This is a genomic window from Methylobacterium adhaesivum, from assembly GCF_022179065.1.
GTDB lineage: Bacteria > Pseudomonadota > Alphaproteobacteria > Rhizobiales > Beijerinckiaceae > Methylobacterium > Methylobacterium adhaesivum.
On record NZ_BPQD01000020.1, the window covers coordinates 36,754 to 61,258 of the forward strand.

Consider the following 24,505-nt stretch of genomic DNA (forward strand, 5'->3'; position numbering starts at 1 on the left):
TCTTCTCATCATTCAATGATATTGCTAGATTATGGACATTCCTGCTATGGCCTTCGACATATCGCCAACCCCCACCAAAGTGATGACTTGGGCGTCGGAACTCGCCCCAGCCGCCAGGACAACATAGGTATCGCCGAGAAAAGTCGAGACGACGGCTTTGTCGGCTTCAGCTTGATGGATGGCCGCTTCGAGGGCCTGCGTGAGCGTCAGGAAGGACCCTTCGGACGCCCGAGGAACCACCGGCCCCATGCCGGTTACGATCAGTCTATCGCCGCCATCCGTTGAAAAATCTGCGATCGTGATTGTTTGGCCGGTTCCTTTGGCGATCGTGAACGCATCTGCACCGCCATTGCCGTTGAGCGTGACCTTCTGCGCCCCGTTGGTCTGAGACGCGACGCTGATCGCGTCGTCGCCGCCGCCTCCGAACACCGTCACGCGGGTGGCCGCATCCGTCCCCGTCGCTCCGATCCGGACCACATCGTCGCCGCCATTGGCCATGACGAGGATCGTGCCCGTGTTGATGCCCGAGAGCGTGATGGTGTCGGCGCCGTCGGTTGGGTCAGCCTGACCGGTGCCGCCGTAGATTGTCAGAGACCCGCCATTGCCGTTAGCGGAGATGACGTCCGCATCCTCCCCGCCGTAGATCGTGAGGCTGGATCGGCCCGTGGCCTCGGCGTTGCTCAGCGTGATGCCGTCGCTGCCCCGCCCTCCGAAGATCGTTGCGGTGGTGAGGTTTTGCAGGCCCAGCCCGGAGATGGTGTCGTTTCCGGCGTTGCCGAAGATCGTGATCGTCCCCCCGCTTCCATCGACGGTGATCGCATCGTCGCCGTCCAGCGGATCGGCGGCACCTTGGCCGCCGAAGATGATGGTCGAAGCGTTGGCCCCGAGATTGACCACGGTGACGGAGTCGATGCCGCCGTGCGCGGCGTCCACCGGACCATTCTCTCCGCCATAGATGGCGAAATGCGCGTCCCGGTTGGCGCTGTTCCCCAAGGAGATGCTGTCGCCGTCCTTTCCGCCGAAGACAGAGGCGTAAGTGGCATCATCGAAAGCGCGCGCGCCCTGGACGATGCTGTCGGCCCCCGCATTGCCCCAGATGCCCCAGCTCCCCGTCCCGGAGACGGTGATGATGTCGGCGCCGTCCATGGGATCGGCGGCTCCGGTCCCGCCATAGATCATCGTGAGACCGGTGTTGACCACCTGGATCGTGTCGATTCCCCCTCCCCCATACACCGTCACGGTCGCGCCGGCGTTGGGGCCCGCGAGCGTGATCGCGTCGTCGCCGCTCCCGCCGAAGGCCGTTGCGAGGTCGCCCGGTCCGAAGACTCGGTTTCCCTGCGTGATCGTATCGGCACCGTCGCCCCCCCGGACGTCCCAAGGCGAATGCCCGCCGATGCTCGTGAGGCGTTCGGCGCCGTAGAGCCCCGGATCCCGATTATCCGGCGCCGAAACGGTGTCCTGACGGATCGCCACCGCGTCGATCGCGTTCGAGTAGGCTCGGATGTAATCGATCTCCATGGTGATCGGCACACCGGCCAGATCGGCGTTGTTGCTGCCGGACCCCTGGGTCGCCAAATTGGCGAGGAGATACATCGAGCCGTGCATGTCGGACGGCGTGGGCTTCGAGTCCATGAACTGCCCGTCGAAATAGAAGCTGATGGTCTCTTTCTGCCAATTCATCCCATAGGTATGAAAGCCGCTCACCTGAGTTGGATTGTTGCTGAAGACTTGCAGGTCGGCGTTCGGATTCTGGTTCGGAACCGGATCGGTGGTGTGGATCCAGCGGTAGGTGCCCTGGTTGTAGTTGCCGTAGTGCTCGACGACGTCGAGTTCCTGCCAGCCCGGAAGTTTACCGGGGTTGGCGGCGGGCTTGTTGGGCAGAAGCCAGAAGGCGTCCCAGGCGCCCACGGTATCGGACAGGTTCGCCCGCATCTCGAAGTAGCCGTAGGTCTGGGAGAACCCGTTCTGTGTGGTGATCAGACCCGATTCCCAGCTTCCCTTGTATCCGAAGGGTGTCCGGTCGGGGACGGCGGTGATCGCGAGCATTCCGCCCTTGACCACGAACGGGTCGTAGCCCGAGGCGGGGTCGACGAAGGACGAGTGACCGAAGCCGATATCGGAATTGGCATCGAACCGCCATTCGGAACGAAGATCCGCCCAGGTGGTACCGGCTCCGGTCTGCGAGATGCTCCGCGTATTGAATTCGTCGGAGAACGTCAGCTTATAGCCCATCAGATCAAGCATGTTCGCGCTCTCCGTGCAGGCGGCCAGCGTCACGCGAAATCGTTGAGCATCTGTAAACCAGGCTTCGTAGGCGAAAGGCAGTATCGCGGCAAGATCGACATCTCCGCACCGCTCGACAGAACTCTCCGGCACAGCGGCGATCTTATTTGCCCAGGCGCATGCCCGCCGGATACATGCGACGCGCTGACGATGATTTGAACGGGGTCTGCCTATCGTCGACGGGGGTAACGGCCTCGCGCTGTGCTTCGCCGATGCATGGGCGCCGCGATTCGGCGCCCATGTCGGTCCAGACGGCGAATCAGCTCCTTATCGCATCCGCCGCAGCCTTCAACCCCCAATCGACGAGGGTCTCGGCCTCCGTGGCCGATGCCGCCTCGGCGTAACAACGCAGTTCCGGAGCGTTGCCGGATGCGCGGAAGTGGATCGTTTGACCCGCCGTCAATTCGATCCTGACCCCGTCCTGCGTATCGACGCTCCTCGACGTACCGACGGGCTCGAGGAAGCGCGTCCGGAAAGCCGCTTCACCGAGCCGCCTCAGCAAGGCGTCGCTGCGCGCGGAGGGCGTGTCGGGCAAGCGGCCGCTCGCGGTCTCGCCTGCGTTCAGGGAGGCGACGAGGGCCGCCAGGGTCAACCCGCCGTCGCGGGCGCTTGCGAGCGTCGCCAGGATGGGGAGCATCGCATCGCGCGTCGGGAGGGCCGGCAACGTCCCGTCCGCGAGGGTGATGTCGGACCCGAGCAGGAATCCACCATTCGCCTCGAACCCGACCACGGTGCCCGCCCCGTCGCGCGTCATCTCTTCCATGCCGGCAATGACGAAGGGGGAACCCACCCGGGTTCGCAGGACGCGTCGAAACCCGCCCGCCCGCTCGATGGCCGAGCCCGCCGTGACCGGTACCACCACCGCAGCGGCATCGAGGTAGCGAGCCGTCACAAGGCCGAGAACGTCACCGCGCAGGATCCGGCCCGTCGCGTCCGCGACCAGGGGGCGGTCGGCGTCGCCATCCGTCGTCACGAGCGCATCGAAGGCTCCGCACGTCATGGCCTCGCGGATGAACGCGATGTCCTCGGGGCGATGGGCTTCCGTATCAATGGGGACGAACGTCTCCGAACGTCCGATCGGCACCGCCCGTGCGCCGAACCCCTCCAGAAGCTCGACGAGCAGGTCACGGGCGACGGAACTCTGCTGGTAGACTGCGACGCGGAGTCCGGCGAGAAGCGTGGACGCGAAGGCGGCCCGATAGCGGCGGCGATAGCGCTCAACGACATCGGAATCGGAGGTCGCCGGCACGTCCGGTCCCACGGTGCCCTCTTTGCCGACGCGCTCGAGGGCAGCCACGATGGCGGCCTCGTCGGTTTTGCTGATTTCGCCGTCCGGGCGATAGAACTTCAGTCCGTTCCGATCCTGCGGAATGTGACTGCCCGTGACCATGATGGCGCAGGCCCCGCGTCGAAACCCTTCGAGGGCGAGGGCGGGCGTCGGGAGCGCACCGCAATCGATCGCTCGAAATCCGGCCGCGGCGGCCGCGTTCGCGACGGTCGCGGCGATCCCCGGGCTGCTGGCGCGCAGATCCCGCCCGATCAGAACGACCCGCTCCCCGCCGGCACGCGCGGCGACCGAGTCGAGGAAGGCGGTGGCGTACGCATAGCTCGGCCACCCCACAAGGTCGCTGACGAGCCCTCGCAGACCGCTCGTACCGAACTTCAGATTGTCCATGCTCACTGCCTCTCTCTTGGACGCCCGGTGATGGGCGCCCGGTCGCCGACACGGAGCTGCGTCATCCCTTGGGATGGCGCAGTTCCAGCATCACGCCGACGTCGCGGCTTCGGCCCGCATCGGGCATTTGCGTGAAAGGATGCGACGGCCGAGTAAAGGTCCTTCGAGCCGAACGAAGGCGATCTCCGCTCGATCCGGCGGGAATCGAGCTGCGAAACTCATGCGGGGTCCGAGCGAGCTTGAACGCCGCTTCGCCCAGCACATCCCTCGCCGTTCCGTGGACGCCGAAAGCCGCGACGATGGTAAGGATCGGAGCGAGCCTCGTGATCGCCGAAGCATTCCGTCTTGCGGGCACAACGTCAGGCTCCGCGGGTCGCCAAGCGCCGGAGTGTCGAGACGACCGCCAGCAATTCCCGGTGTTCCAGGATTACGAGAACCACCAGGTAGGCGCCGAATCCAGCCATCAGGGACAGGGTGGTCCGAACAATCGTGACCGCATTCTCATCGATCACCTGAAGGTAGACCCAAGACGAAACGGCACTGGCCAGGATCGGAACGGCGAGGCTCCGCAACAGGGCCTTCGGACTGTATCCCGTCGTGAGACCGAGGGTGGTGAACATCGCGATGGCGTAGGCGACGTTCGCGGCTCCCACGCCGAGGGCGACGGCATGGACACCGATCCACGGTCCGGCCAGAACGGCCAGGAGACGCCCGGCGCTGAGTCCGCTCAACGTCCAGAACATGGCCCCCCCGCGACCGTTGGCGAGGAGAACGGCACCGCATTGTCCCGCCACGGCGTTGAGCGCGTAGAACGGCAGCAGGATCTGGATCAGGCCCGTCGAGGCGACCCATTTGGGGCCGAACGCGATGGAGAACACCTGCGGCGCCGAGGCGGTCAGGAGGGCGGCGGCCGGGAACAGCACCAGGGCCAGGAGGTGGGTCAACCGCGCATGGACAGGCTGCACATGACGGGGCTCCTCGCGCAGTGCATGGGCATAGAGCGCGCCCCAGATGGGATTGCCCGCAGCCTCGCACAGGAAGCGCGGAATCTGGTTTGCCAGCGTGTACGCGCCCAGGGCCGCAGGGCCGAAGGCCTGGCCGTAGAGCAGGTTCTCCATCGCTCGCCCGACGAATTCCGCGAGGCGACTCCCGATGACCGACCCGCCCGTGCTCACGTGCGGCCAGATCGCCGAGAAATCGAAGGCGAGGGTCGGGCGCTCGAAGGCGGCCACGTTGAAGATCACCGCCCGGACGACGAAGCCGACCACGTATTGGGCGGCGAGGCTCCAGGCGCCGGCCCCCTGGAGCGCGAGGAGGATCGCCACCCCGGCGCCTACCACCGTCGAGCTGATATCGCCGGCCGAGTGCAGGACCAGATTGCCCCGCCGAACGAGGCGCGCGGCCGGCAGGGCGGAGATCGCCATGAGAAGGAAGCTCACGGACAAGAGCGCGACGATGCCGGGAAGTCTCGGCTGGTCGGACACCATTCCGAGCACAAACCCGAGGCCGGTCACGATGACGGCGATGACGCTGCAGCTCCCGAGCAACAGCCAGAACGCCGTGGACCAGACGAGGGTCGAGGTTTCACGCTCGCGCGCGAGGGAGAGGCCGATCCCACCATCGGCGAGGACGGTGAAGAACGCCACCGTGGGCAGGGCTAGGGCGTAAAGTCCGTACTCCTCCGGGCCGAGAAGGCGGGCCATGATCGGCAGGAGGGCGAGCTGAATGCCGATCTTCGCCAAGCTGGCGACGCCACCGGCAGCGGCGTTCAGGACGAACAGTCGGCGACCGTCGCTGGGAAGCCGGAATTTCACCGAGCGAGCTCGGGACCCGACGTCGGCCCGGGTGGGAGGCGTTTGTCCCGCCAGACCCGGATGTAATCGACCTTCATGACGGCGGGCGAGACGAGATCCTTGATCGGCCATCCTCCACCGAGGGCGAGGTTGAAGAGGATGTACATCGGCTGATGATATTCCGGCTGGGTCGGCGTGTCCCAGATCTCCTCACGATTGAGATAGAACCGGGTCCGATCGGGCGTGATGAGAACGCCGAAGGTGTTGAATTTCGACGTGAAGAACCCCGGCTCGATGTCGGTGATATGCTGCAGGTTCAAGCGGTCCTTGCCATTCTCCCAAATATGCTGAACGGTATGAAAGCCTTTTGGAAAGGCGCCGTAATACTCGAAGACGTCGATTTCGACCGAAAACTTGCTCTTATCCTTGCCGATGAGCCAGAAGGCCGGCCAGACCCCGGGCCCGTCTGGAAGCTGGGTCCGGATTTCGAAATAGCCGTACTGCTGCGAGAAGCCCGTCTGCTTGGGGCCGTCCTTGTCGACCGAGCACAACAGGCCTGACTGCCAGCGGCCATCGGCGCCTTTGCGGGCCGTGATCGTCAAGCCGTCCGGGCCGGCCGCGAACGGACCGAGGGGACCGGGATCGGCGAAGCGGGCATCGCCGAAATCTCCATTCCAGGGTGTGTGCGCGGTCCAGCGCGTGCCGGGGCCGTTGGGCGAGACATCGAGATAGCGGAAATCGTCCTCGAACGTGACAATGAACTCGCTTAGGTCGAGGGAGGCCGCGCGCGCGCCCCAAACGCCGCAGATCCAGAACAGGCCGATCGCGAAGACCTGCACGAGGGTGTGGCCTGGAAACCGGGAAACAGTCATGCGGGACCTCCCTGTGGCATCCGTCATGGACTCTCCGCGGCAGCCTGAGCGTTTCCGGCCGCCGGAGCCGCGACCCGGCGCGGCACGGTGATCCGCACCACGTCACCGGGTTCGACGGTATCGCCCTCGGTGACGGTACGGGTCCTGGCCTCCCCGCCGGAACGCCGGGTCAGCGTGTAGACCGGCTGTTCGCCGCCACCGAGATCGGTGATGGACATGGGCGAACGGACCTCGGCCTGGTAGATCAGCGTCGTCGCCGTCTCGATCCGTTCCTGCAAAGCCGCGAGCTTGGCGCGCACCTCGCCCGCCTCGGTCAAGGCTTCGTTGCGACGCTTCGCCTGAAGATCGAGGCTTTCGCGTTCGATCCTCGACAGGTCCTGCTGGGCACGCAGACGCCCGACCTGGATGTCGATGCGGTTGCTCTCATAGGCCGCCACGCTCTGCTCCACGGCGAACTGGCGAGGCGCCACAGCAAGCCCCTTGGTGACGAGGCCTGTGACTTGGGTCAGTTCCTTGCGGATAAGGTCGATCTGCCGGGACAGCGCTTCGTCCTTGGCGTCGAGGGAGGTCAATTCCTGGGTCAGGAGCGTCCGAGCCTTGGCGAGGGCGCCGACCTGTGCTTTGAGAGCGCTGCGACGCGCGTCGAACAGCAGCGTCTCCTCTCGAATGGCGCGGGATGCATCGAGGCCGGTGGCCGATGTCCGTGCCTCGGCGGGGTAGGTGACGGTGTCCGCCTCGGCGATCTCGGCCGCGAGGCGCGCCTGCCGGATCAACAGTCCCTGCCGGTCCGCCGCGAGCATGCGCAGGTCGCCGCGTTGGGTGAGGGCATCTCGCTCGAAGCCGAGCAGGGCGCCGTCGCGGGGGCGCATGAGGCCGCCCGCGATGCTGGCGGCCTGCAAGACCGTGAGGCCGGGGCGGTACTCGTACTCCCCCGGCTTATCGACGGCCCCGGTGATGTAGAACGGCCTATACTTCACCACCTGCACGGCGGCCGAGGGAAGTTGGGCCAACCCCACCTTGGCCTGGACGCGGGCGGCAAGTGCCTGTGCGAGGTCCCCCGTCGTGCCGCCCCCGGCCTGGACTTCCCCGAGGAGGGGCAGGGACAGGTTGCCGGCGGCATCCACCACGAACTCACCGTCGAACGCCCCCCATTGGTGGGCTTCGCCCGTTCCGGTGCGCAGATCGTGGACGCGGATCTCCAGCTTGTCCTGGGGCCCGAGACGGTACGAACCGGCTTGCGCCGTCCCGCTGAGGAGGGCGGCGGCGGCGATTAGGGACGACAGTGTAGCGGCGAAGCCAAGACGCGGCATGGTGTTATCCTTGTCTTCCATCGGCGAGACTGGCGGCGGAGCGGCTTGGCCGCATCGGGCGGCGAGAAAGCATTCAGACGCATGCCTGTTGGCAGGCCGACGCTTTCCAGCGTCGAGGTTTCGGCTTTCCAAAAACTTCGAGGAAAGATCGGTGCCCGCCATGATATGATCCGGTTGAATACTTTCGGATTGGCAGCTCTTTCGCGGCCGTTTCACACCCTTACTGCGGGCGGACGGCGAGTTTCTTGAAGCGGAATCAAACGGAGGCTCGCGCCTCCATGGCGTCGATGCGTGCGCGGACGCCGGGCGCGCCCCAGATCCGCGATTCTCGAAACTGCTTGACGCGTTGCTGCACAACGTATCGGCAATACCGGGCCGCGCGCAGGGGACGCATGGTTCGTGCAAGATCGGGATGCCTTGCTGCAAGCGGCGCGTAGGGAGCATGCCAGGCCCCCCCCCAGGGGCGGAACGGCCCCTGCCATGGACGAGGATTGGACATGAAGTGATACAGGCGGGGGCGGATCGTCTGCTCGGCACCGAAATTGAGAAAGAAAGGCGGGAAATTCCACCGGAAGGACACCGGGTCGCGCCGGTCGCCAACCACGAGATTGAGGGCGTCCTGATCTCGGAACGCGAAGCCGTCTCCCTTGCGCCGACAGAGGTCGAGGCATTCGCGGCTCACGGCGTCCCAGTCTGACAGGCCGAACCGCATGACCCCGGAGTTGAAGTACCGCTCCTGCGCATCGTCCGGGATGCCGACCTGCCGGAAATAGGCGCGTCGCGCCGGCCAGGGACCGTCGGCGCTCGCGATCATCACCGCCATCGGGTCCGGAGCGGCGAGGACGCGACCCTCCGCAAGGGGATACGTGAGGAGCGGCTCCAGGGAGCCGATGATCTGGGTGTCACCGTCGATGTAGAGCAGATCCGTGTATTCTCCGCCCAGGAGCGGGAACAGGAAGAAGCGCGCACAGATCATCGGATTGCCGTCGAGGACGGACCGCGGCAGCAGCCGAAAACGCACCCCTTCCGCGGCGCACAGTTCCATCGCGGCGCGCGTCGCGCCACTCGGCGATCCAAAGCAAAGGATCACGACGTCCGCGATCCCGGTCGGAAGGTCTCGCCGGAGCTGGAACGCGCTCAGGAGCGTGGGCAGCAGGTAGCCTTCGTCGATGGTATAGCAGCAGGCACGCACCGGCCTGCGACCAGCCGAGACGCTGTCGTTGCTGGACGAAGGATCCGGATAGGGCGCGTTGTCCAGCGTCATACCACCATTGAATTCTATCTGCGCAGCAGCCTCCGCACAGGCCAAGATCAACAAGATTCTTGCGCGTCTGTACATTTCGATGATGGCGCTGTACATGCATAGCAATAGGGAAATATATTAATTCGATTATTAATTTACACGAGATGCTATCTTATTGACCGCTATTGAGCGAATGCTAAGATCTGTAGCGTTATTCTCGGGCCGCGGCTCTGTTCGAGGCGCCGCAGAATGATTGCATCTGTCACGACGACGGCAATCTGCTCTGGGAGTTCAGCGATCCGCGACCTCATCTCGACCCTCATGGTGCTCGATCGTGCCGAGGATGCGTCGGTGTTTCCTCAGGTCGGGCTCGATTCATCGACCCGCGCCTTTCAAGACGTGTATTGGCGTTGCATTGTCTGCTTTTTCGCGAGTTCGAGGCGCCAGAACCCGGACGCACGGCATGTTCTCTTCACCACCGTGACACGCCTTCCCGTCCTCGACGGATTCGATCTTGCGGGCCTTTTTGCTGAACTCAATGTCGAGGTCGTCGTACTGCCGATCACGCACCGCCTCGGCGCCGAGCGGGTCAAGACCTGGAACAACGTCTTCTACGTTCTCGACGTCATCGCCTATCTGCACAGGACGGGCGGGTTCGACCGGGCGGTGGTGATGGATTCGGACTGCCTGTGGGTGCGGCCGGCCGACGGCCTGATGGCCGACATCGGCCGTCACGGCGTACTCTCCATGTCGATTCCCTATGCGTACGACGAGAAACTGAATGGCGCCTCGCGACGTGACATGGTGCCGGCGGCCCGGCTCCTCGCAGACCGGGACTTCGACTTCGTGCCGAACTTCTCCGGCGGCGAACTCTTCGCAGCGACGCGGGACCGCCTCGCCGACATCCATCGGGTTGCCGCCGACCTATGGGACCGGCTCATCGCGGCGCCACCTGGCGAGGTCCTGGTCTTCACGGAGGAGCACCTGCTCAGCCTCGCCTACGCGATCCTCAACATGCCGACCGGGACGGGCGACCCGCATATCCGCCGGATGTGGACGGCGCTGCGACTCAACAACGTCACGGCGGAGGATATCGATAGCGGGCGGTGCGTCTGGCATCTGCCCATGGAGAAGAAGACCGGCTTCGTGGACCTGTATGCCTTAGTCCGGGATCGGGATTCGTGGTTCTGGTCGGTTCCGCCCGAGGATCTGCGGTTGCGCCTCGCCAGGGTCATGGGAATTCCCCGACGCTCGCCGCGCCAATGGATCAAGCAGGTTGGAAGTCGGCTGCAGTTCATCGCATCGCAACGGCTGTCGCGTCGTCCGAGCGTTAAAAGACAAGTCCCTCTGGTCAGGGCTCCTTTGGCGACGAGACCGTCACCGATGGAGGAGGTCCCTCGGACCGGGGTCGTGCCACCCGTGAGTGACCGGTGAATGGGTGACCGGTGACATGCCGATGCTGGATTTGCACAATGGCGACGCCCCTTCGGTTCCCGCCGATTGCGACGTCTGCCTCGTCGGCTCGGGTCCGGCGGGCAGCACCCTCGCGCGCGAGTTGTCCGGAACGCGCCTGAGGGTCGTGCTCCTCGAGAGCGGCACCACGGCACGTAGCGAGGCCGCAGATGCCCTGAACGCCGTCGAGAATATCGGCTATCCGCGCACGCCCGACCAATGGGCGGTGCGCAACCGCATCCTCGGTGGGAGTTCTCATACCTGGGGTGGCCGTTGCGCCCCCTTCGACGCCGAGGATCTGGAGAAACGATCCTGGGTTCCGGGTTCGGGCTGGCCCATGTCGATCGCGGACCTCGACGTCTACCTCGACCGCAGCGCCGCCCATCTCGGCCTCGCCGCGGGACGCTGGCCGAGCGATGCACGGTTCTGGGCCGCATCACGGCGCGAGGTGCCGGGGCCGATGCCGGATGCGCGTCTGCTCCAGCCGGCCCTCTGGCAGTACAGTCGCGACACGGCCGAGACATATCTCTATGAATACATGCGTTTCGGGCGCCATCTGACGGATCAGGTCGGTGTCAACATCACGGTGATCACCGGTGCGACGGTTCTACGGGTCGACCCGGTTCCGTCAGGCCGGGCGGTACGGTCGGTCGTCTTCGCCGGACCGGACGGACAGCGAAGGACGCTTCGTGCCCGGACCGTCGTCCTGTGTTCGGGAGGCATCGAGAATCCCAGGCTCCTGCTCACGTCGAACGCGATCGTGCCGGGCGGCCTCGGCAACGATCGCGACCTCGTCGGACGCTATTTCATGGATCACCTGCGCGGCTCGGTCGCCACGTTCAGCATCGCCGATGCCGCGCGGCTTCAGAGGCGACTGGGACGCTACAACGTCCGCGGCCACCTGTTCCGTGCTGGCCTGCGCCTCAGCCCGGAGCTTCAGCGATCCGAAGGCTTGCTCAATGCGGCCGTCTGGCTCGGCGAGGATGTCGCGGCGGACGATCCCTGGAATGCCCTGCGCCGCCTCCGTGGAGGAGAACCGCGATCGATGGCCGATCTGGGCATCGTCGCAACCCATGCCAGGCTCGTCGTCCGTGGTCTCGCGGATTACTTCGTCGCGCGCAACGGCGTGCCGCGCAGATACGCGGCCCTGACCCTCGACGGCATGTGCGAGCAGAGGCCCGATCGCGACAGTCGTGTCGGCCTGTCGGAGCGGGAGGACCGTTTCGGTGTCCGGCTGCCGCAGATCGATTGGCGCGTCCACCCGGATGAATCGCGTTCCCTGCGCCGGCTGGCTCGGCTCGTCGCGGACGAATCCGCCCGCATGGCGCTTCCGGCTCCCATCCTCGCCGATTGGGTCCGCGAGGGAGGCGACATGCCGGCGACGTTCAGGGATGTGGCCCATCCGACCGGAACCACCCGCATGGCGGAATCCCCCACGAACGGCGTGGTGGACGCGAATTGCCGCGTCCACAGCATCGAGGGTCTGTATGTGGCCGGCAGTTCGGTGTTTCCGACGGCGAGCCACTGCAACCCGACACAGATGATCGTCGCCCTCGCGATTCGGCTCGCCGATCATCTGAAAGGCGAGGCCGAGCGACGGAGCGACACCCCAGTGCTGACGGACTCGCGGTTATCGCCGGCACGCGCCACCGCGCCCCGCGTCCTGGTCACGGGAGCGACGGGGCGGATCGGGCGTGTGGTCGTCGCCGATCTGATCGAACGCGGCTACCGAGTCCGTGCGACGACCTCGAAGGTCCCGCCCGGCTCGCGGACCGAGGACGACACCATCGCGTGGCGGCGCTTCGACCTGCAGGAGGCCGGCGATTACGATGACCTCGTGAAAGATTGCCAGGCGGTTCTGCATATCGCTGCGGAGATGGCCGAACCAACGCGCATGGAGATGGCGAACGTCACGGCCACCGGTCTCCTCGCCGCTGCAGCCGAAAGGGCCGGCGTGACGGCATTCTGTTACACGAGTTCCGTCGCGGTCTACGGCAGCGGTGTCGAGCGGACGGCCGCCGAGGACTCACCGGTACTGACCGCCGATCGGGACGTGCCCACCGAATACTGGGCCGTCGATCAGACACGGGCCTACGGACGGACCAAGCTCGGAGGCGAAGGCGCCTTGCGACGGGCAGCCCGGTCCGTCCGCTACGTCGTACTGCGCCCGGCGGTCGTCGTCAGCGTCGCCCAGATCATCGAGATCCGGGAATGGAGCCGGGTCAAACGGGCCTTGACGGCGCATCGGCACGCGCACCACGTCTATGTCGGCGATGTCTCCGATGCGATCATCTGGTCGATGGCGCGGGCCCTCGCGGGTGCCGGCGCCCCCGGCAGCGTGGAGACCTTCAACCTCTCCGAGGACGATTTCGGCGAGCCGACCCACGCCGATTTCCTGCGAAAAGCCTTCGCGGCGAGCGGTGACCGGCGTTTCCGGGTCCCGGCGGTGCCGTGGATCGTCGACTGGCTGCGCGACTTCCTGCGGTTCCGGCGCTCTCCGCTTCGTCATCCCGGCTGGCGGATGCGCTTTCCCAACGAGCGCCTGCTCGCGGCGGGATATCGGTTTCGCTTCGGTATGGCCCACGCGCATGCGGCCGCCCTCGCGGCGCTCCGTGACGAGGCGACGTTGCATCGGCCAGCGCGCGCGGAGCCCTTTGCGTCAAAACCCAGCACTGTCGAGTAAGGCCGGAGCCTCAAGACAGTCCACACCTAGGGCGTCCAATTCCATCCGGATCACGTTGGCGACGTCCGTTCGTCCGGGCAGGCGCAGGATATCGATGTGGCTGTCGGGGACCACCACCTGGCGGATCAGCGGGCACAGCCGCATCCATCCCTCGGACACGGCCGGCGCCAGCTGCGCGGACACGATATGGAGCACTGGGGCGGCGATCGGCTGAGGCACCCACCTGCGTCGGGCGTGTACGCGGAGGTCGTAGAGAATCCGTCGCGTCAGTTTCCTGCGCAGCCGGCTCGGCAGCAGAAAGCCGACCAAGGACAGGGCGATGCGGACGGGACGCACGGCGTACAGGCCGGACGGGACCGGTTCGCCGGCGAGGTCTTGAGCGGGCTCGTTGCCATGGAGCCGGAAAGCGGTGTTCGGCAGGGCGGGATCGACGAGGATCAGCCGCGTTATCCTGCCACCCCGCGCGATCAGCCGGTGGGCGACCTCGAAGGCCAGATTGCCACCATAGCTGTAGCCGACGAGAAGCATGGGCTCGGGCGCGGCGGCGGCCGTGATCCGGGAGGCGATTCTGTCCGCCGCGGTCGAGAGATCCATCAGCTCGACGGACGGGGCGATGATGCCAGGATAGCGGACGGTCTCGGTCTCGTCGTGCGGAAATGCCAGAGCCATGGTGTCCGCGAAGAGGCGGTCCTCGCCGGTAATGCCGGGGAACAGCAGCACACGCATTGGACGCACGATCGTACCCCCTCGGTCTCGGCCGTCTGTGAGCACGGCCCCTGACTCGATTCTCTGGATCAGCGTCTCCGCCGGATGGCACGGTGACGGTGGAGCTTCGGCCGATGCTGCCTTGGAACGAACCCGGCCGGACGTTCGGACAAGCCGGCACTTCACCACCGAGGATGCGGGATCGCTACACGCGCCGTGCCTTGTTGAGGATCACGCCGATGACACGCCCCTGTGAGGCTTGTAGAAGCCGCACCGCCTCGGCGGCTTCCTCGATCGTCGTGCGACCCGCCTCGATGACCAGCACGATCCCGTCGAGATGCGGGCTGAGAGCACGGGCATCCGAGCCTGCGGCGAGGGGGGGGAGATCGAGCACGACGTTACGGGTTGCGCACAGGCGCCCGAGCAGTGTCCGCATCCGCTCGGAACCGAGATTGAGATTGGGATCGGCATCCTGCATCGCCCTCACCGCCGGAATGAAACCGAGGACCGGAGAGAGCGAGAGCGAAACGTTGTCCGGGGAACCCGGTCCGTCGAGGAGCACCTCGTTCAAACCGGCGGATGCCTGGGGAGTGAGGACGGCGGTCAGCGTCGGATTGTGCAGGTCGGCATCGACGAGCTCGACGGTATCGCTCGGAACGGACAGGAGATAGGCCAGATTGATCGCCACGGTACTGCGGCCTTCGCCGTGCGCCCAGGACACGATGCCGATCACCTGTTTCCGGTTGGGCATCGCCAGCAGGATGCCGGTGCGGATGCTCCTCATGCCGGAGGCGAAAGGCGAATTCGGCTGATCCATCGCCAGATGCGCCAGGGGCAGGAGACCATTGCGCTTGAGGTCCCGGCCTCGACCCACCCTCGGCAGTACACCGAGGCACTCGACGCCCAGGGTCGCTCTGACCTGGCGTCGGGTGTTGAGCGTCCGGTCCAATGCATGGCGGACGGCAACGGCTAGGAGACCGGTCACCAAGCCGAACGTGAGGGCGAAAGCGACGATCAGGCCGCTTTTGGGCGACGACTTACTGAGCGGACGCAGGGCTGCGCCGATGATGCGGGCATCGGCGTCCGAAAACAGCATGTCGGGAATCCGGCCCTCCCGAACCCCTTCGGACGCGGCGCGCTGCTCGGCATCGATATTGATGATACGTCCGCGCAGATACTCGGTGCCCTGCAGCGCCGCCGCCGCCTTCACGTCGATCTGAGCCTTGATGTATTGCACGGCGGTCGCGTTGGCGACGCGCGCGGCCTGCTCCGGACTGGCGGCCTGGTACGAAACTTCGAGGACGTAGGACTGTCCGAGGCGCCGGACGCCCACCCGATCGGTGAACGCTTGGAAGGCGCGCGCTCGCGCGTCGCCGACATTCACGGAGACAGGATCGCCAAGTCCGAGGGCCGTCGTCAGCCGCTCGCGGATGCCGGGGCCGCTTCCCGCGAGCTCCGGTGCCTCCTGCAAGTTGAGGACATCGAACACGCTCGCCAGGATGCGTTCGGAGCGGATAACCTGGATCTGACTTTCGGCCTGCGCCACGTCGAGGGATGGCGCCACGACAGTCTGCGATGTCGATGGCGAAGGTCCAAGTGCCTGTCGCGGCTCGAGGATCACCATGGTGGCCGCCGTGTAGGTGATCGGCGCGACCTTGAGATACCAGCCCGAGAGGGCAAGGCACAGGACGAGCCAGAGGCCCAGGGGCAGGCGCCGACGCCAGACCGCTCCGGCGACCTCCCCGAGATCGAAGGAGGGCGTCGAGCGAGCGTCCGGCGGGGCAGCGGTCTGTTCGAGCCCGGAAGGAGGCGAAACGGATCGCGGCCAGGTTCGAGGCGGTTCGATCGTCACAGGGTTGCTGCCTTTTCCGGAGTGATCCGGCCGCGCGCGAGATCGAGAAAACCCATCAGGTTGCCGCGAAGCCGCCCCGCACGGTCGATGAAGGGCTCCGGTCGCAACGCCCGAACGAGGTTGCTCGCGACGTTGCCGAAGATGTGTCGACCCACGAGCCCTGCGCGCATCGTTCCCTTCCGGTTGAGATAGACCGGGTTGACGACCTGCGAGTAGCCGAGCTGAACGCCCGACGTACGGCCACGCTTGATTCCCATGTGCACGCCAAGGGCGGCGCCGACCTTGACGGTGCGGGCCCCGCGTTTCGCGATCGCAGCGCCGAAATCCCGGTCCTCGAGCCAACCGTAGAGGACGAGACGCTCGTCGAAGGTCATCCCCTCGATCATCGAACGGCGGAAGGCCATGTTGCAGCCATAGGGACTGTAGGGCTCGACCATCCAGGAGGGGTCGCCGGCCGGCGCAGCCTCGACCCGACGGAAGGCCTCTTCGACGGACAGGCCCGGCCCCTTGATGTCGTCCGCCAGGAGATGTCCCGTCACGGCGCCCACCTCGGGGCGTGCGTCGAACACCGACAGGACCGCCTCGATCCACCGCGGATGGGGGACGAAGTCGTCGTCGAAGAAGACGACGACGTCGGTGGTGGCGGGGATGACAGAGAGGCCGAGATTGCGTTGTCGGCACGACCCCTTGTCGCCGATGACGACCCGGACTTCGTCGCGCCCCACGAGGGTCCCCGCATCGCCCTGCCGAACGCAGGAGACGATGACGGAGTTCGGACGCACCGTCTGCCGCCCGATGGCTTGATAGGTTTGGGACAGGGTCTCGGGGCGCCCATAGGTGGCGTAGATGAGGCAGGCTTCGAGGGGGCGCTTTTCCTTGGCTGGGCTGCCGGCGGCATACCCCATGGCATGGGTGTCGTGGTCCGCACCCTTTGCCTGGCCGGCGGTCAAGACCGCGACGGCAGCATTCGCGGAACTTGCCATGTCAATCTCTCCATTCTCCGGCGGCCGTACGGGTGCGCCCCTGCGCGACGGGGGCGAGGGGCGGCCGCCTCACGATCGGCCGCAAGCATTCGGCGTAGACCGCCAGGGTCTCGCGGACGACACGATCGATACCGAGGTGCTCGATGTTGTACTGGCTCCTGCGCCGCCACAGGGCGAGTTCGCTCGGGTCCTTAATCAGCGAGAGAAGCGCGTGCCCCAGCCGCGCGGGATCGCTCGGTGGCACCAGGATGCCAGCGCGGCCGTTCTCGAGCAGCTCCGGGATCCCATCCACCGCCGTGGCGACGACGGCGCAGCCCGCCGCGCGGGCTTCCGAGAGAACGAGGGGAGCCGGATCGGCAAGCGACGGGAGAACGAAGACATCGGCGGCCGCGAGAAAGGGTCGGGGATCCGACTGACCGCCGGCGAACGTCACCGCCGACGCGCAGGTCATACGGGCGGCCTGCTCCCTGTAGGCGGCTTCGTAGGGTCCTTCCCCCACGAGGGTGAGGCGACTGCGGGAATCGACGGCATGAACGCGTTCGAACGCGACGAGGAGATCCGTGACGCCCTTGCGCGGATGGAGACCGCCGATGAACAGGAGTCTCGGGCCCGTCGAGCCGGGGATGTCTGCGGTCCGGCCCGTGGACGTCTCCACCGCCGGGGGGATCGGCGTAGCGCGGGGAGCGGCGGACGGCTGGCCCGGCTCCAGGTCCACGCGCGGGGAACCGATGGTTCCGTTGAGGACGACGCGCAGGCGCCGGACGGAGATTCCGCGTTGGGCCATGGACCGGCCGACGGCCGCGCTGACGGCGATCACGCGCCGCCCGACTCCCATCGCGATGGCGCTGCGCTCGAAGGCGTTGTGTACCGTGGTGACGAGGGACACGCCCCTCAGGAGACAGCCCGGCCACGCCAGAAGGGCACTCGTCATCATGTGGGCGTGAACGATGTCGGCGGAGCGAATGTGCCGATCGAGGGCGAAGGCGGCGCGCAGGATGGTGAGAGGGCGGCGCCTCTGATCGACGCGGACCACGTCGATACGATGCGCGCGGAGGAGATCGTCGAAGCTTCCACCGCCGCTGCACAGGGTCACGGAATGGCCGAGCCGGGCCTGGGCACAGGCCAGATCGATGGCGGCATGGACATTGCCGTTGAGCCGCTGGGTGTGGTTCAGGACGTGCAGGATCCGCATCCGCTCCGGCACCGAAAGATCGCCCGCCATCAGGACAAGTCCCCGCAGAGATCGGCGTAGCCGGCGGCTGTCTCGTCCCAGGAATACCGGGCGGCCTGGATCCGGCCCCGCCCACGGAGGTCTTCGCGCAGGGCGGACGAGCCCGCGAGGGCGGTGAGGTGCCGGAGCCAGGCGCCAGGATCCTCAGGAGACGCCATCAGCGCAGCCTCGCCGCAAATCTCCGGCAGGCTGCTGCGGTCAGAGGAAACGACCGGGCATCCGAGCGCCATCGCCTCAAGAACCGGGAGGCCGAACCCTTCCGTCAAGGAGGGAAAGGCCAAGCAAAGCGCCCGCGCGAACAGCAGGGCGAGGTCGTCGTCCGAGACCCGTCCGAGCATCCGGATGTTAGCCGCCCGAACAGTCTCGGTCCCCGTGAAGATGCTGCCATCGCCCCCCGCGACGAGAAGATCGACTCCGATGGCATCGAGATGCTCGGCGAGGCCGAAGACCAGACCGATGTTCTTGTGCCGGGCCTGACTTCCGAGGACGAGGACGAAGGGCCGTGTCTGCGGTGTCTCACGAAAGACCTGGGCGGCGGCCGCGTCCCACCGAAGGGCGTGCTCGTGTCCGTTCGGCAGGATCTCCACGTCGCGCAAAGCAACGGGTAAGTGTTGCGCCAGTTGCCGCGCGGCATCGTGCGAGACGGTCGCGATCCGAACCGCCCGCCGGACGATGATGGGTTGCAGAGTGCGGTACAGAGCGCGAAAGCACCAGCTATAGCTCCTCGGCATCCTGAACACGTTGGCGTCGTGGATGCAGACCACCTGAGAGGTGCCGAGAACGGGAGCCGTGTTGCACAAGTTGAGCAGGGGACCACGCCAAGCCATCGGCAGCATCGTCTGCTCCCATGCATGACCACCGAGGGCCGAGGTCGAACGGATCTCGATGGCCCGCAACCGCGGTATGGAACAGGGCCTCGGCGGTGCGATGAGGGTGCAGCGTCGACGCGAGGCCGCAAGATTTCGGTCCAGAGCGCCCACAACCTCGTGAGCATAACGTTGGACACCGGTCAGAGCCTGGGAGAGGAAGCGCCCGTTGATGGCGTAACCGCTGGGACTTCCTCTCATGACAGGGTCTCGGCGGCCCAAGCCCGTCGACGGCCGCTCAATAGCTGCCTCTAGCGGCCAGAACCGCCGGCAACGTCCGCAGAAGGATGGTGAGGTCGCCCCGGAAACTGCGCGTCGCGACATACTCGCAGTCGAGGGCGACCCTCTGAGCGTACGAGGTGTCGTTCCGACCACTGATCTGCCAGACGCCGGTCATGCCGGGACGGACCTGTTCGTAGAAGCTCATGGAACTGCCGTAGTGCCGGACTTCGGCCGATACGATGGGGCGCGGTCCGACGAGGCTCATCTCACCGCGCAGGACATTGATGAGTTGCGGAAGTTCATCCAGGCTGCTCTTGCGCAAAACCTGCCCGAACGCCGTCACACGCGGATCGACCTTTAGCTTACGGGTCGCTTCCCACTCGGCCCGTGCTTCAGCATTGGCGGCGAGGTGCTCCTGAAGCTTCGCATCGGCATTGATCACCATCGTGCGAAACTTCAGACATGGAAAGAGCTGCCCCCGACGTCCCACACGTTGATGTCGAATGAGGAACGGGCGTCCCTGGACAAGAAGGGCCGCGAGAATGATCGCCAACAGGGGAAGGAATGCAAGGATGATCGCCGTCGCCAAGGTGATGTCGAAACCGCGCTTCAGACGATCCTGAGTATCCTGGCGATACCGTTCCGCTGTTACGCCAGTCACGCGACGCGTCATCGTAACAAATGACTGCGGGCTCGGATTGCTGATCATGACGAGATCCCCCTCTCCGGGCCAAGCTAAGCGGATGCTCACTGCACTGCGGTATGGGATCGTTAACCAATCATTAACGCAAATAAAAGACGGTTTTCCAGATTATTTTAGAAATTAATATCGACTAATTTGCACACCACGGTGTTCATATGGCGACCGATAGCACTCGCAGCTGGCAGGGCTAGGACAGACGCATGTCGCAGGCGCCTAACATAGGACGTTCGCGCGATGCCCTGGACCAATCAATTGACGATCGATGCCGCTCAACTCACAGAAGCGTGATTAAAGGTCAGGAAATGACGGCCTATTTCGACTCGTCTCACTCTCATGACCAAGCCGACTCCGCCTGCCGATCCACCTCCGGCACGTCGAATCCGGGTCGCGGTGGATCCATCATTTCGCAGTCGCGAGGTCAGAAGGAGCCACGCGTCGCGATCGTCCATTACTGGCTGGTCGGGATGCGGGGCGGAGAAAAGGTCGTGGAAGCCCTTTGCCAACTTTATCCCCAGGCGGACATCTTCACCCATGTCTACGTCCCAGGCGCGATGTCGCCGACGATCCGTGCTCATCGTGTCACGACGTCGTTCATCGGATCACTGCCGCGAGCGGCACGCGCCTACAAATCGTATCTGCCGCTGATGCCGATGGCTTTGGAACAACTTGATCTGCGTGGTTACGATCTCGTGATCAGCAGTGAATCGGGTCCGGCCAAGGGGGTGATTCCGCCAGCGGGGGCTCTACACATCTGCTATTGTCACTCCCCGATGCGGTACGTGTGGAACATGTTCCATGATTACCGTGAGCGTAGCGGGCCGCTGACACGCTGGCTCATGCCGCCCCTGTCGCACTACATCCGGACATGGGACGCGGTTTCGGCCAATCGCGTTCACGACTTCGTGGCGAATTCGCGCACCGTCGCCCAGCGCCTACGCAGTTATTATCGGCGCGACGCGACGGTGATCCATCCCCCCGTCGATACGGCCGCCTTCGCTCCCGTGCCGCCCGAAGAGCTGGGCGATTATCACCTCATGGTCGGTGAACTGGTCCGCTACAAGCGCCCGGAACTCGCTGTTGAAGCTTTCAATCGTGCCGGTCTCAAGCTCATCGTCATTGGCGGCGGAGAGATGCTCGATGAGCTTCGTGCGCTCGCGGGTCCGACCGTCCAGATACTCGGCTCGCAACCTTTCGCTGCGCTCCAGCATCACTATGCCCGGGCAAAAGCCTTGATTTTCCCCGGCGAGGAAGACTTCGGCATCGTTCCGCTAGAGGCAATGGCAAGCGGTCGCCCGGTCGTCGCTTTCGGCCGAGGCGGCGCAACCGAAACCGTGATCGACGGCGTCACCGGGACGTTCTTCATGGAGCAGACCGTCGATGCCCTTCTCGAGGCCGTGGATCGCTGCAGCCGGCTTTCTTTCTCATCCGAGATCGCCGTTTCGCATGCGCGACAATACGGGATTGACCGCTTCATCAGCGAAATGCGTGACTTCATCGCCCAATCATTTGAGCACCACAATCAATATATCGAATGAACATCGACCATTCTAATTCGCATTTAGCATATTCGAAAGTCCGTCAAGTCAAACAAAGGCAACTTGATGACCAGTGCGTCTCATGATTTGAATCGCCTCCGTGGACGCCCGAGGCAGAGCGAGCGTGAAGTCGGGCGGGACAAGTTGATCGAGCAGTCGCGGAAGATCATGAATCTGCGTCCGAGGATGGACATTCAGCGCCGCGAGATCGCTGAGATCGTGGGCGTCACGCCGGCCTTGATCAACTATTACTTTCCGGACAAGTGGACCCTACTCGAAGCGGCAGCGTATCCGTTCGTCACAGAACTCGTGACCAATATCACATCAACATTAAACTCACCATCAACAGATACAATAAAATTTCAGGAAATCGTTTCAATTTATCTCGCCTTTCATGAGAAAAGCGGGTTTGCATTGTATTATTATATCATATCATCCAAAAGGCTTAGAAAAAGGGAGAATCTGAGCGCTATACAATCTTGTAGAAACGAAGTCTATGGTTTGATCAAGCAGATCATCCCGATCAATGCCCCCCCGGAACAGACTGTCGAAACTGTCCACGCGATGTTGTGGAGTGTCTGTGAATGCCTCGGACGTCTCCCCCCGCGACAGCGTGGCCCGGATCTCGTGGACGATACGGTGTCCGCGAATGTCCGGGCCTATCGCCCGCTTGTCTTGGACCTCTTCTCACATGGCGTTCTGAACCTCTCGAGCTATCCGCGATTTTCGGCGAGGCGAAGCCCCGCGAGAGCAGCATCGATTGCCTGAATGATGTCTGGCATTTCGAACGCCGCGGGGTGTCCCGTCGGAGAATTCTCAGCCCTGAGCTCACCCATCTGTTCAATCGGACGAATCTCTGACAGAATCGGCGGCGACGCAGCAAGACGATATCGTTTCGTTCACGAAGAAGGTGCCAGTCTCGCAGACCGGTTGCACGTCGATCGGGTGGATGTCGCATCGTGCGAACGTGCAGAGACCATCGTCCTAATCGGGACCATGGAGCGGGCTGGAGCGCCTCATGACCCAGATTTGCGCTGGTGCATTCTGCGTCGGCTTCCTAATCGCCTTCGTCATTTCCTTTCTCCCGTTCGCCGCCAGCTTGACGGTCTCCGTCGTCATCGGCGCAGGACTTTCGCTCGCGTCCGGTCGTTCGATGGGCGAGACCGTGATGGCGGCGTCGAGCATCTGGTTTGCTTGCCAAATCGGCTACGGGCTCGGCCTGATTGCGGCCGCCTTCTGTGAGCCGGTTTGGCGCACCCATCGACGCTGGTGGCCGCCGAATCGTGCCGAGGCGGTCAAACGTCTACGCTCCGGGCGCAAGTAAGCGTCGCTTTCCTTCGTGGCCCGCCCCTGGCCCGCTCTTGCGAATGCATTTCGCAACGAGGCATTCCGCGGAAGAGGTCGACCGATCCAGCTTCTCGAAGTCCTCGACGCCGAGATGGATCCCGGATTGGCGCAAGACGGTCGGCCAAGACAGAGATTCATATTCGTTTCTCAACGCAGGGTGTTCGCGAGCCATTCCGGGGGCACGGTTCCCCATGCGCGGATTACGAATTGCGATGAATCTTCGACGCTTCCGTCATAAGCGCGCGACAGCCCAAACTCGAAGGGAAAGCCGTATCGGATGAGCATCGAGCCGATCGGGGCCGTGACGATGCTGCTCGGTCTGATTGCCCTCTTCCGGGGGCCGGACTTCGCGCTCGGCGCGTTCATTCCTCTGACCCTCCTCGGAGCAGCGGCCGCCATCCTGCTCGGCGGATCGGGAACGATTCAGCCCGCTCACTTGATGCTGGGGTTCTTCGCCATTGCCGTCTTTGCAAGTCCGAATCGTTTCGGTCCGGTCCTGCGCAGCCTGACCTTTCCACGCGAAGGGTTCTGGTTCTGCGCCCTCGCGGCCTACGGGATCGCGGGCGCATTTCTGCTGCCACGCCTCTTTGCAGGTGCGACGGGGGTAAACGCCATCGGCGCGACCGAACACGGCCCCTCCGTCGTCCTGGTACCCCTCGGGCCTACCTCGGGCAACATAACGCAATCCATCTATCTCATTGCGGACATCGTCTGCTTTTTGGCGGTCCTGACCTATGCCGCAAGGCCTCGCGGCTTTGTCCGCGTCTTGAGGGCATTGCTGGTTTATGCCGGTGTCAACATCATCCTCGCGGGCATCGATCTGGCGACGGGTCTGACGGGCACGGGCTTCCTCCTCGATTTCATTCGGAACGCCGACTATCAGCTTCACCTTGAGGAGACGACGGGCGGTCTTCGGCGGATCGTCGGCTCCTTCACGGAAACCTCCGCGTTCTCTTACGCCACTGTCGGATCGCTCGGGTTTACGGCGCAGCTCTGGCTTTTAGGCTACCAGCCCTGGTTGACCGGGACGCTGAGCCTCGCATCGCTTATGCTCCTAGCGTTCTCGACCTCGACCACGGCCTACGTTGCGACCCCCCTGCTCGTGGCAGTGCTTTATGCCAGCTCGCTTCTTCGTGTGTCTCGAGGACGCGCCCCGGCCACGACGTTCGTATTTCTGGCGCTCGCTCCCCTGGCGACGCTGCTGCTTGGTTTAGGCATCGCGCTGACGCCCCCCGCCTCACAGGCGATTCTCGATTTTCTCGATGTTGCGATTGTCGGAAAGTCCGCGAGTCAGTCCGGACTGGAGCGGGCGCAATGGAATCAGACCGCGTTTCAGAACTTCGTCGACACATCTGGCATGGGTGGCGGACTGGGGAGCATCAGGGCATCGAGCTTCCTATTGGCCGTGCTGTCGAATCTCGGCGTCATCGGTCTCCTGTGTTTCACCATGATCCTACTCCAGATCTTCCGACCTTTTCAGCAAGCTCGGCAGGGGGATGACAAGACGTACGGGCGCAGCGCGGCAAGAATCGCCTGCGGGGGAATTCTGATCGCCGCCACGGTCTCGGGGGCCCTCGTCGATCTTGGTCTTCCGTTCTTCGTCTTCGCCGGTCTGGCCTGCGCTGCAGGCGACCGATCGTCGGCGAGGGAGGAGTGGGCCTGTGACCTGTCCCCGGACAGAAATCCAAGCTCATCATCCCGCTGAACCGCGTTGACCCTGCCCCAGCAAACGGGTCCGCGCTGAGCGCAA

Annotated in this window: 18 protein-coding genes; 6 read left to right on the forward strand and 12 right to left on the reverse strand. The window is 64.7% G+C overall.

Annotated elements, in window-relative coordinates:
- Positions 1-24: 24 nt before the first annotated feature.
- The 6 genes from MFF01_RS15030 to MFF01_RS15055 form a co-directional block, all read right to left on the reverse strand.
- A complete protein-coding gene (locus MFF01_RS15030; protein ID WP_238226695.1) occupies positions 25-2,244 on the reverse strand; it encodes a family 16 glycosylhydrolase in 2,220 nt (739 codons plus the stop codon).
- Positions 2,245-2,542: 298 nt separating this feature from the next.
- Positions 2,543-3,958, reverse strand: a complete 1,416-nt coding sequence (locus MFF01_RS15035) for a phosphohexomutase domain-containing protein (protein ID WP_238226697.1) — start codon at positions 3,956-3,958, stop codon at positions 2,543-2,545.
- A 359-nt stretch (positions 3,959-4,317) separates the two neighbouring features.
- On the reverse strand, positions 4,318-5,772 hold the full coding sequence (locus MFF01_RS15040) for an oligosaccharide flippase family protein (RefSeq protein WP_238226699.1): 1,455 nt from the start codon (positions 5,770-5,772) through the stop codon (positions 4,318-4,320).
- Positions 5,769-6,623 carry a glycoside hydrolase family 16 protein gene (locus MFF01_RS15045; protein WP_238226701.1) on the reverse strand — a complete coding sequence of 285 codons (855 nt, stop codon included), beginning with the start codon at positions 6,621-6,623 and terminating at the stop codon, positions 5,769-5,771. Before MFF01_RS15045 ends, MFF01_RS15040 begins: the two co-directional genes overlap by 4 nt.
- 23 nt (positions 6,624-6,646) lie before the next feature.
- Complete coding sequence (locus MFF01_RS15050; protein ID WP_238226704.1) at positions 6,647-7,933, reverse strand: polysaccharide biosynthesis/export family protein; 1,287 nt, start codon at positions 7,931-7,933, stop codon at positions 6,647-6,649.
- Positions 7,934-8,189: 256 nt separating this feature from the next.
- Positions 8,190-9,197, reverse strand: coding sequence for a glycosyltransferase family 8 protein (locus MFF01_RS15055; protein WP_238226706.1), 1,008 nt, complete (start codon positions 9,195-9,197; stop codon positions 8,190-8,192).
- A 459-nt stretch (positions 9,198-9,656) separates the two neighbouring features.
- Here MFF01_RS15055 and MFF01_RS15060 point away from each other — a divergent pair, with 459 nt between their 5' ends.
- Positions 9,657-10,610: a hypothetical protein gene (locus MFF01_RS15060; protein WP_238226708.1), complete on the forward strand. Its 954-nt coding sequence runs from the start codon at positions 9,657-9,659 to the stop codon at positions 10,608-10,610.
- Positions 10,611-10,632: 22 nt separating this feature from the next.
- Entirely contained in the window at positions 10,633-13,311 is a 2,679-nt protein-coding gene (locus MFF01_RS15065; protein WP_306421603.1) for a GMC oxidoreductase, read from the forward strand.
- Here the strand turns inward: MFF01_RS15065 and MFF01_RS15070 are convergent.
- The 6 genes from MFF01_RS15070 to MFF01_RS15095 all read right to left on the reverse strand — a co-directional run bounded on the left by MFF01_RS15070 (position 13,288) and on the right by MFF01_RS15095 (position 19,879).
- Positions 13,288-14,037 carry a thioesterase domain-containing protein gene (locus MFF01_RS15070; protein ID WP_238226713.1) on the reverse strand — a complete coding sequence of 250 codons (750 nt, stop codon included), beginning with the start codon at positions 14,035-14,037 and terminating at the stop codon, positions 13,288-13,290. The two genes, MFF01_RS15065 and MFF01_RS15070, sit on opposite strands and share 24 nt — an antisense overlap.
- A gap of 184 nt (positions 14,038-14,221) precedes the next feature.
- The gene (locus MFF01_RS15075; RefSeq protein ID WP_238226714.1) at positions 14,222-15,868 is read right to left on the reverse strand and encodes a tyrosine-protein kinase domain-containing protein; all 1,647 of its coding nucleotides are present in this window, start codon (positions 15,866-15,868) and stop codon (positions 14,222-14,224) included.
- Positions 15,865-16,851, reverse strand: a complete 987-nt coding sequence (locus MFF01_RS15080) for a glycosyltransferase family 2 protein (protein ID WP_238226716.1) — start codon at positions 16,849-16,851, stop codon at positions 15,865-15,867. Before MFF01_RS15080 ends, MFF01_RS15075 begins: the two co-directional genes overlap by 4 nt.
- A gap of 1 nt (position 16,852) precedes the next feature.
- On the reverse strand, positions 16,853-18,073 hold the full coding sequence (locus MFF01_RS15085; protein WP_306421604.1) for a glycosyltransferase family 4 protein: 1,221 nt from the start codon (positions 18,071-18,073) through the stop codon (positions 16,853-16,855).
- Positions 18,073-18,918 (reverse strand): glycosyltransferase family 4 protein, encoded by an 846-nt coding sequence (locus tag MFF01_RS15090; protein ID WP_283207197.1) that lies wholly within the window; start codon positions 18,916-18,918, stop codon positions 18,073-18,075. The genes MFF01_RS15085 and MFF01_RS15090 overlap by 1 nt, the downstream gene beginning before the upstream one ends.
- Positions 18,919-19,186: 268 nt before the next feature.
- Positions 19,187-19,879: a sugar transferase gene (locus MFF01_RS15095; RefSeq protein WP_238226718.1), complete on the reverse strand. Its 693-nt coding sequence runs from the start codon at positions 19,877-19,879 to the stop codon at positions 19,187-19,189.
- 458 nt (positions 19,880-20,337) lie between these two features.
- Between MFF01_RS15095 and MFF01_RS15100 the strand changes: the two genes are divergently transcribed.
- The 4 genes from MFF01_RS15100 to MFF01_RS15115 all read left to right on the forward strand — a co-directional run bounded on the left by MFF01_RS15100 (position 20,338) and on the right by MFF01_RS15115 (position 24,460).
- Positions 20,338-21,408: a glycosyltransferase gene (locus MFF01_RS15100; RefSeq protein ID WP_238226911.1), complete on the forward strand. Its 1,071-nt coding sequence runs from the start codon at positions 20,338-20,340 to the stop codon at positions 21,406-21,408.
- Positions 21,409-21,576: 168 nt separating this feature from the next.
- Positions 21,577-22,176 (forward strand): TetR/AcrR family transcriptional regulator, encoded by a 600-nt coding sequence (locus MFF01_RS15105; RefSeq protein ID WP_238226719.1) that lies wholly within the window; start codon positions 21,577-21,579, stop codon positions 22,174-22,176.
- A 250-nt stretch (positions 22,177-22,426) separates the two neighbouring features.
- Complete coding sequence (locus MFF01_RS15110; RefSeq protein WP_238226721.1) at positions 22,427-22,732, forward strand: hypothetical protein; 306 nt, start codon at positions 22,427-22,429, stop codon at positions 22,730-22,732.
- 300 nt (positions 22,733-23,032) lie between these two features.
- The gene (locus MFF01_RS15115; RefSeq protein ID WP_238226724.1) at positions 23,033-24,460 is read left to right on the forward strand and encodes a hypothetical protein; all 1,428 of its coding nucleotides are present in this window, start codon (positions 23,033-23,035) and stop codon (positions 24,458-24,460) included.
- Positions 24,461-24,505 lie beyond the last annotated feature (45 nt).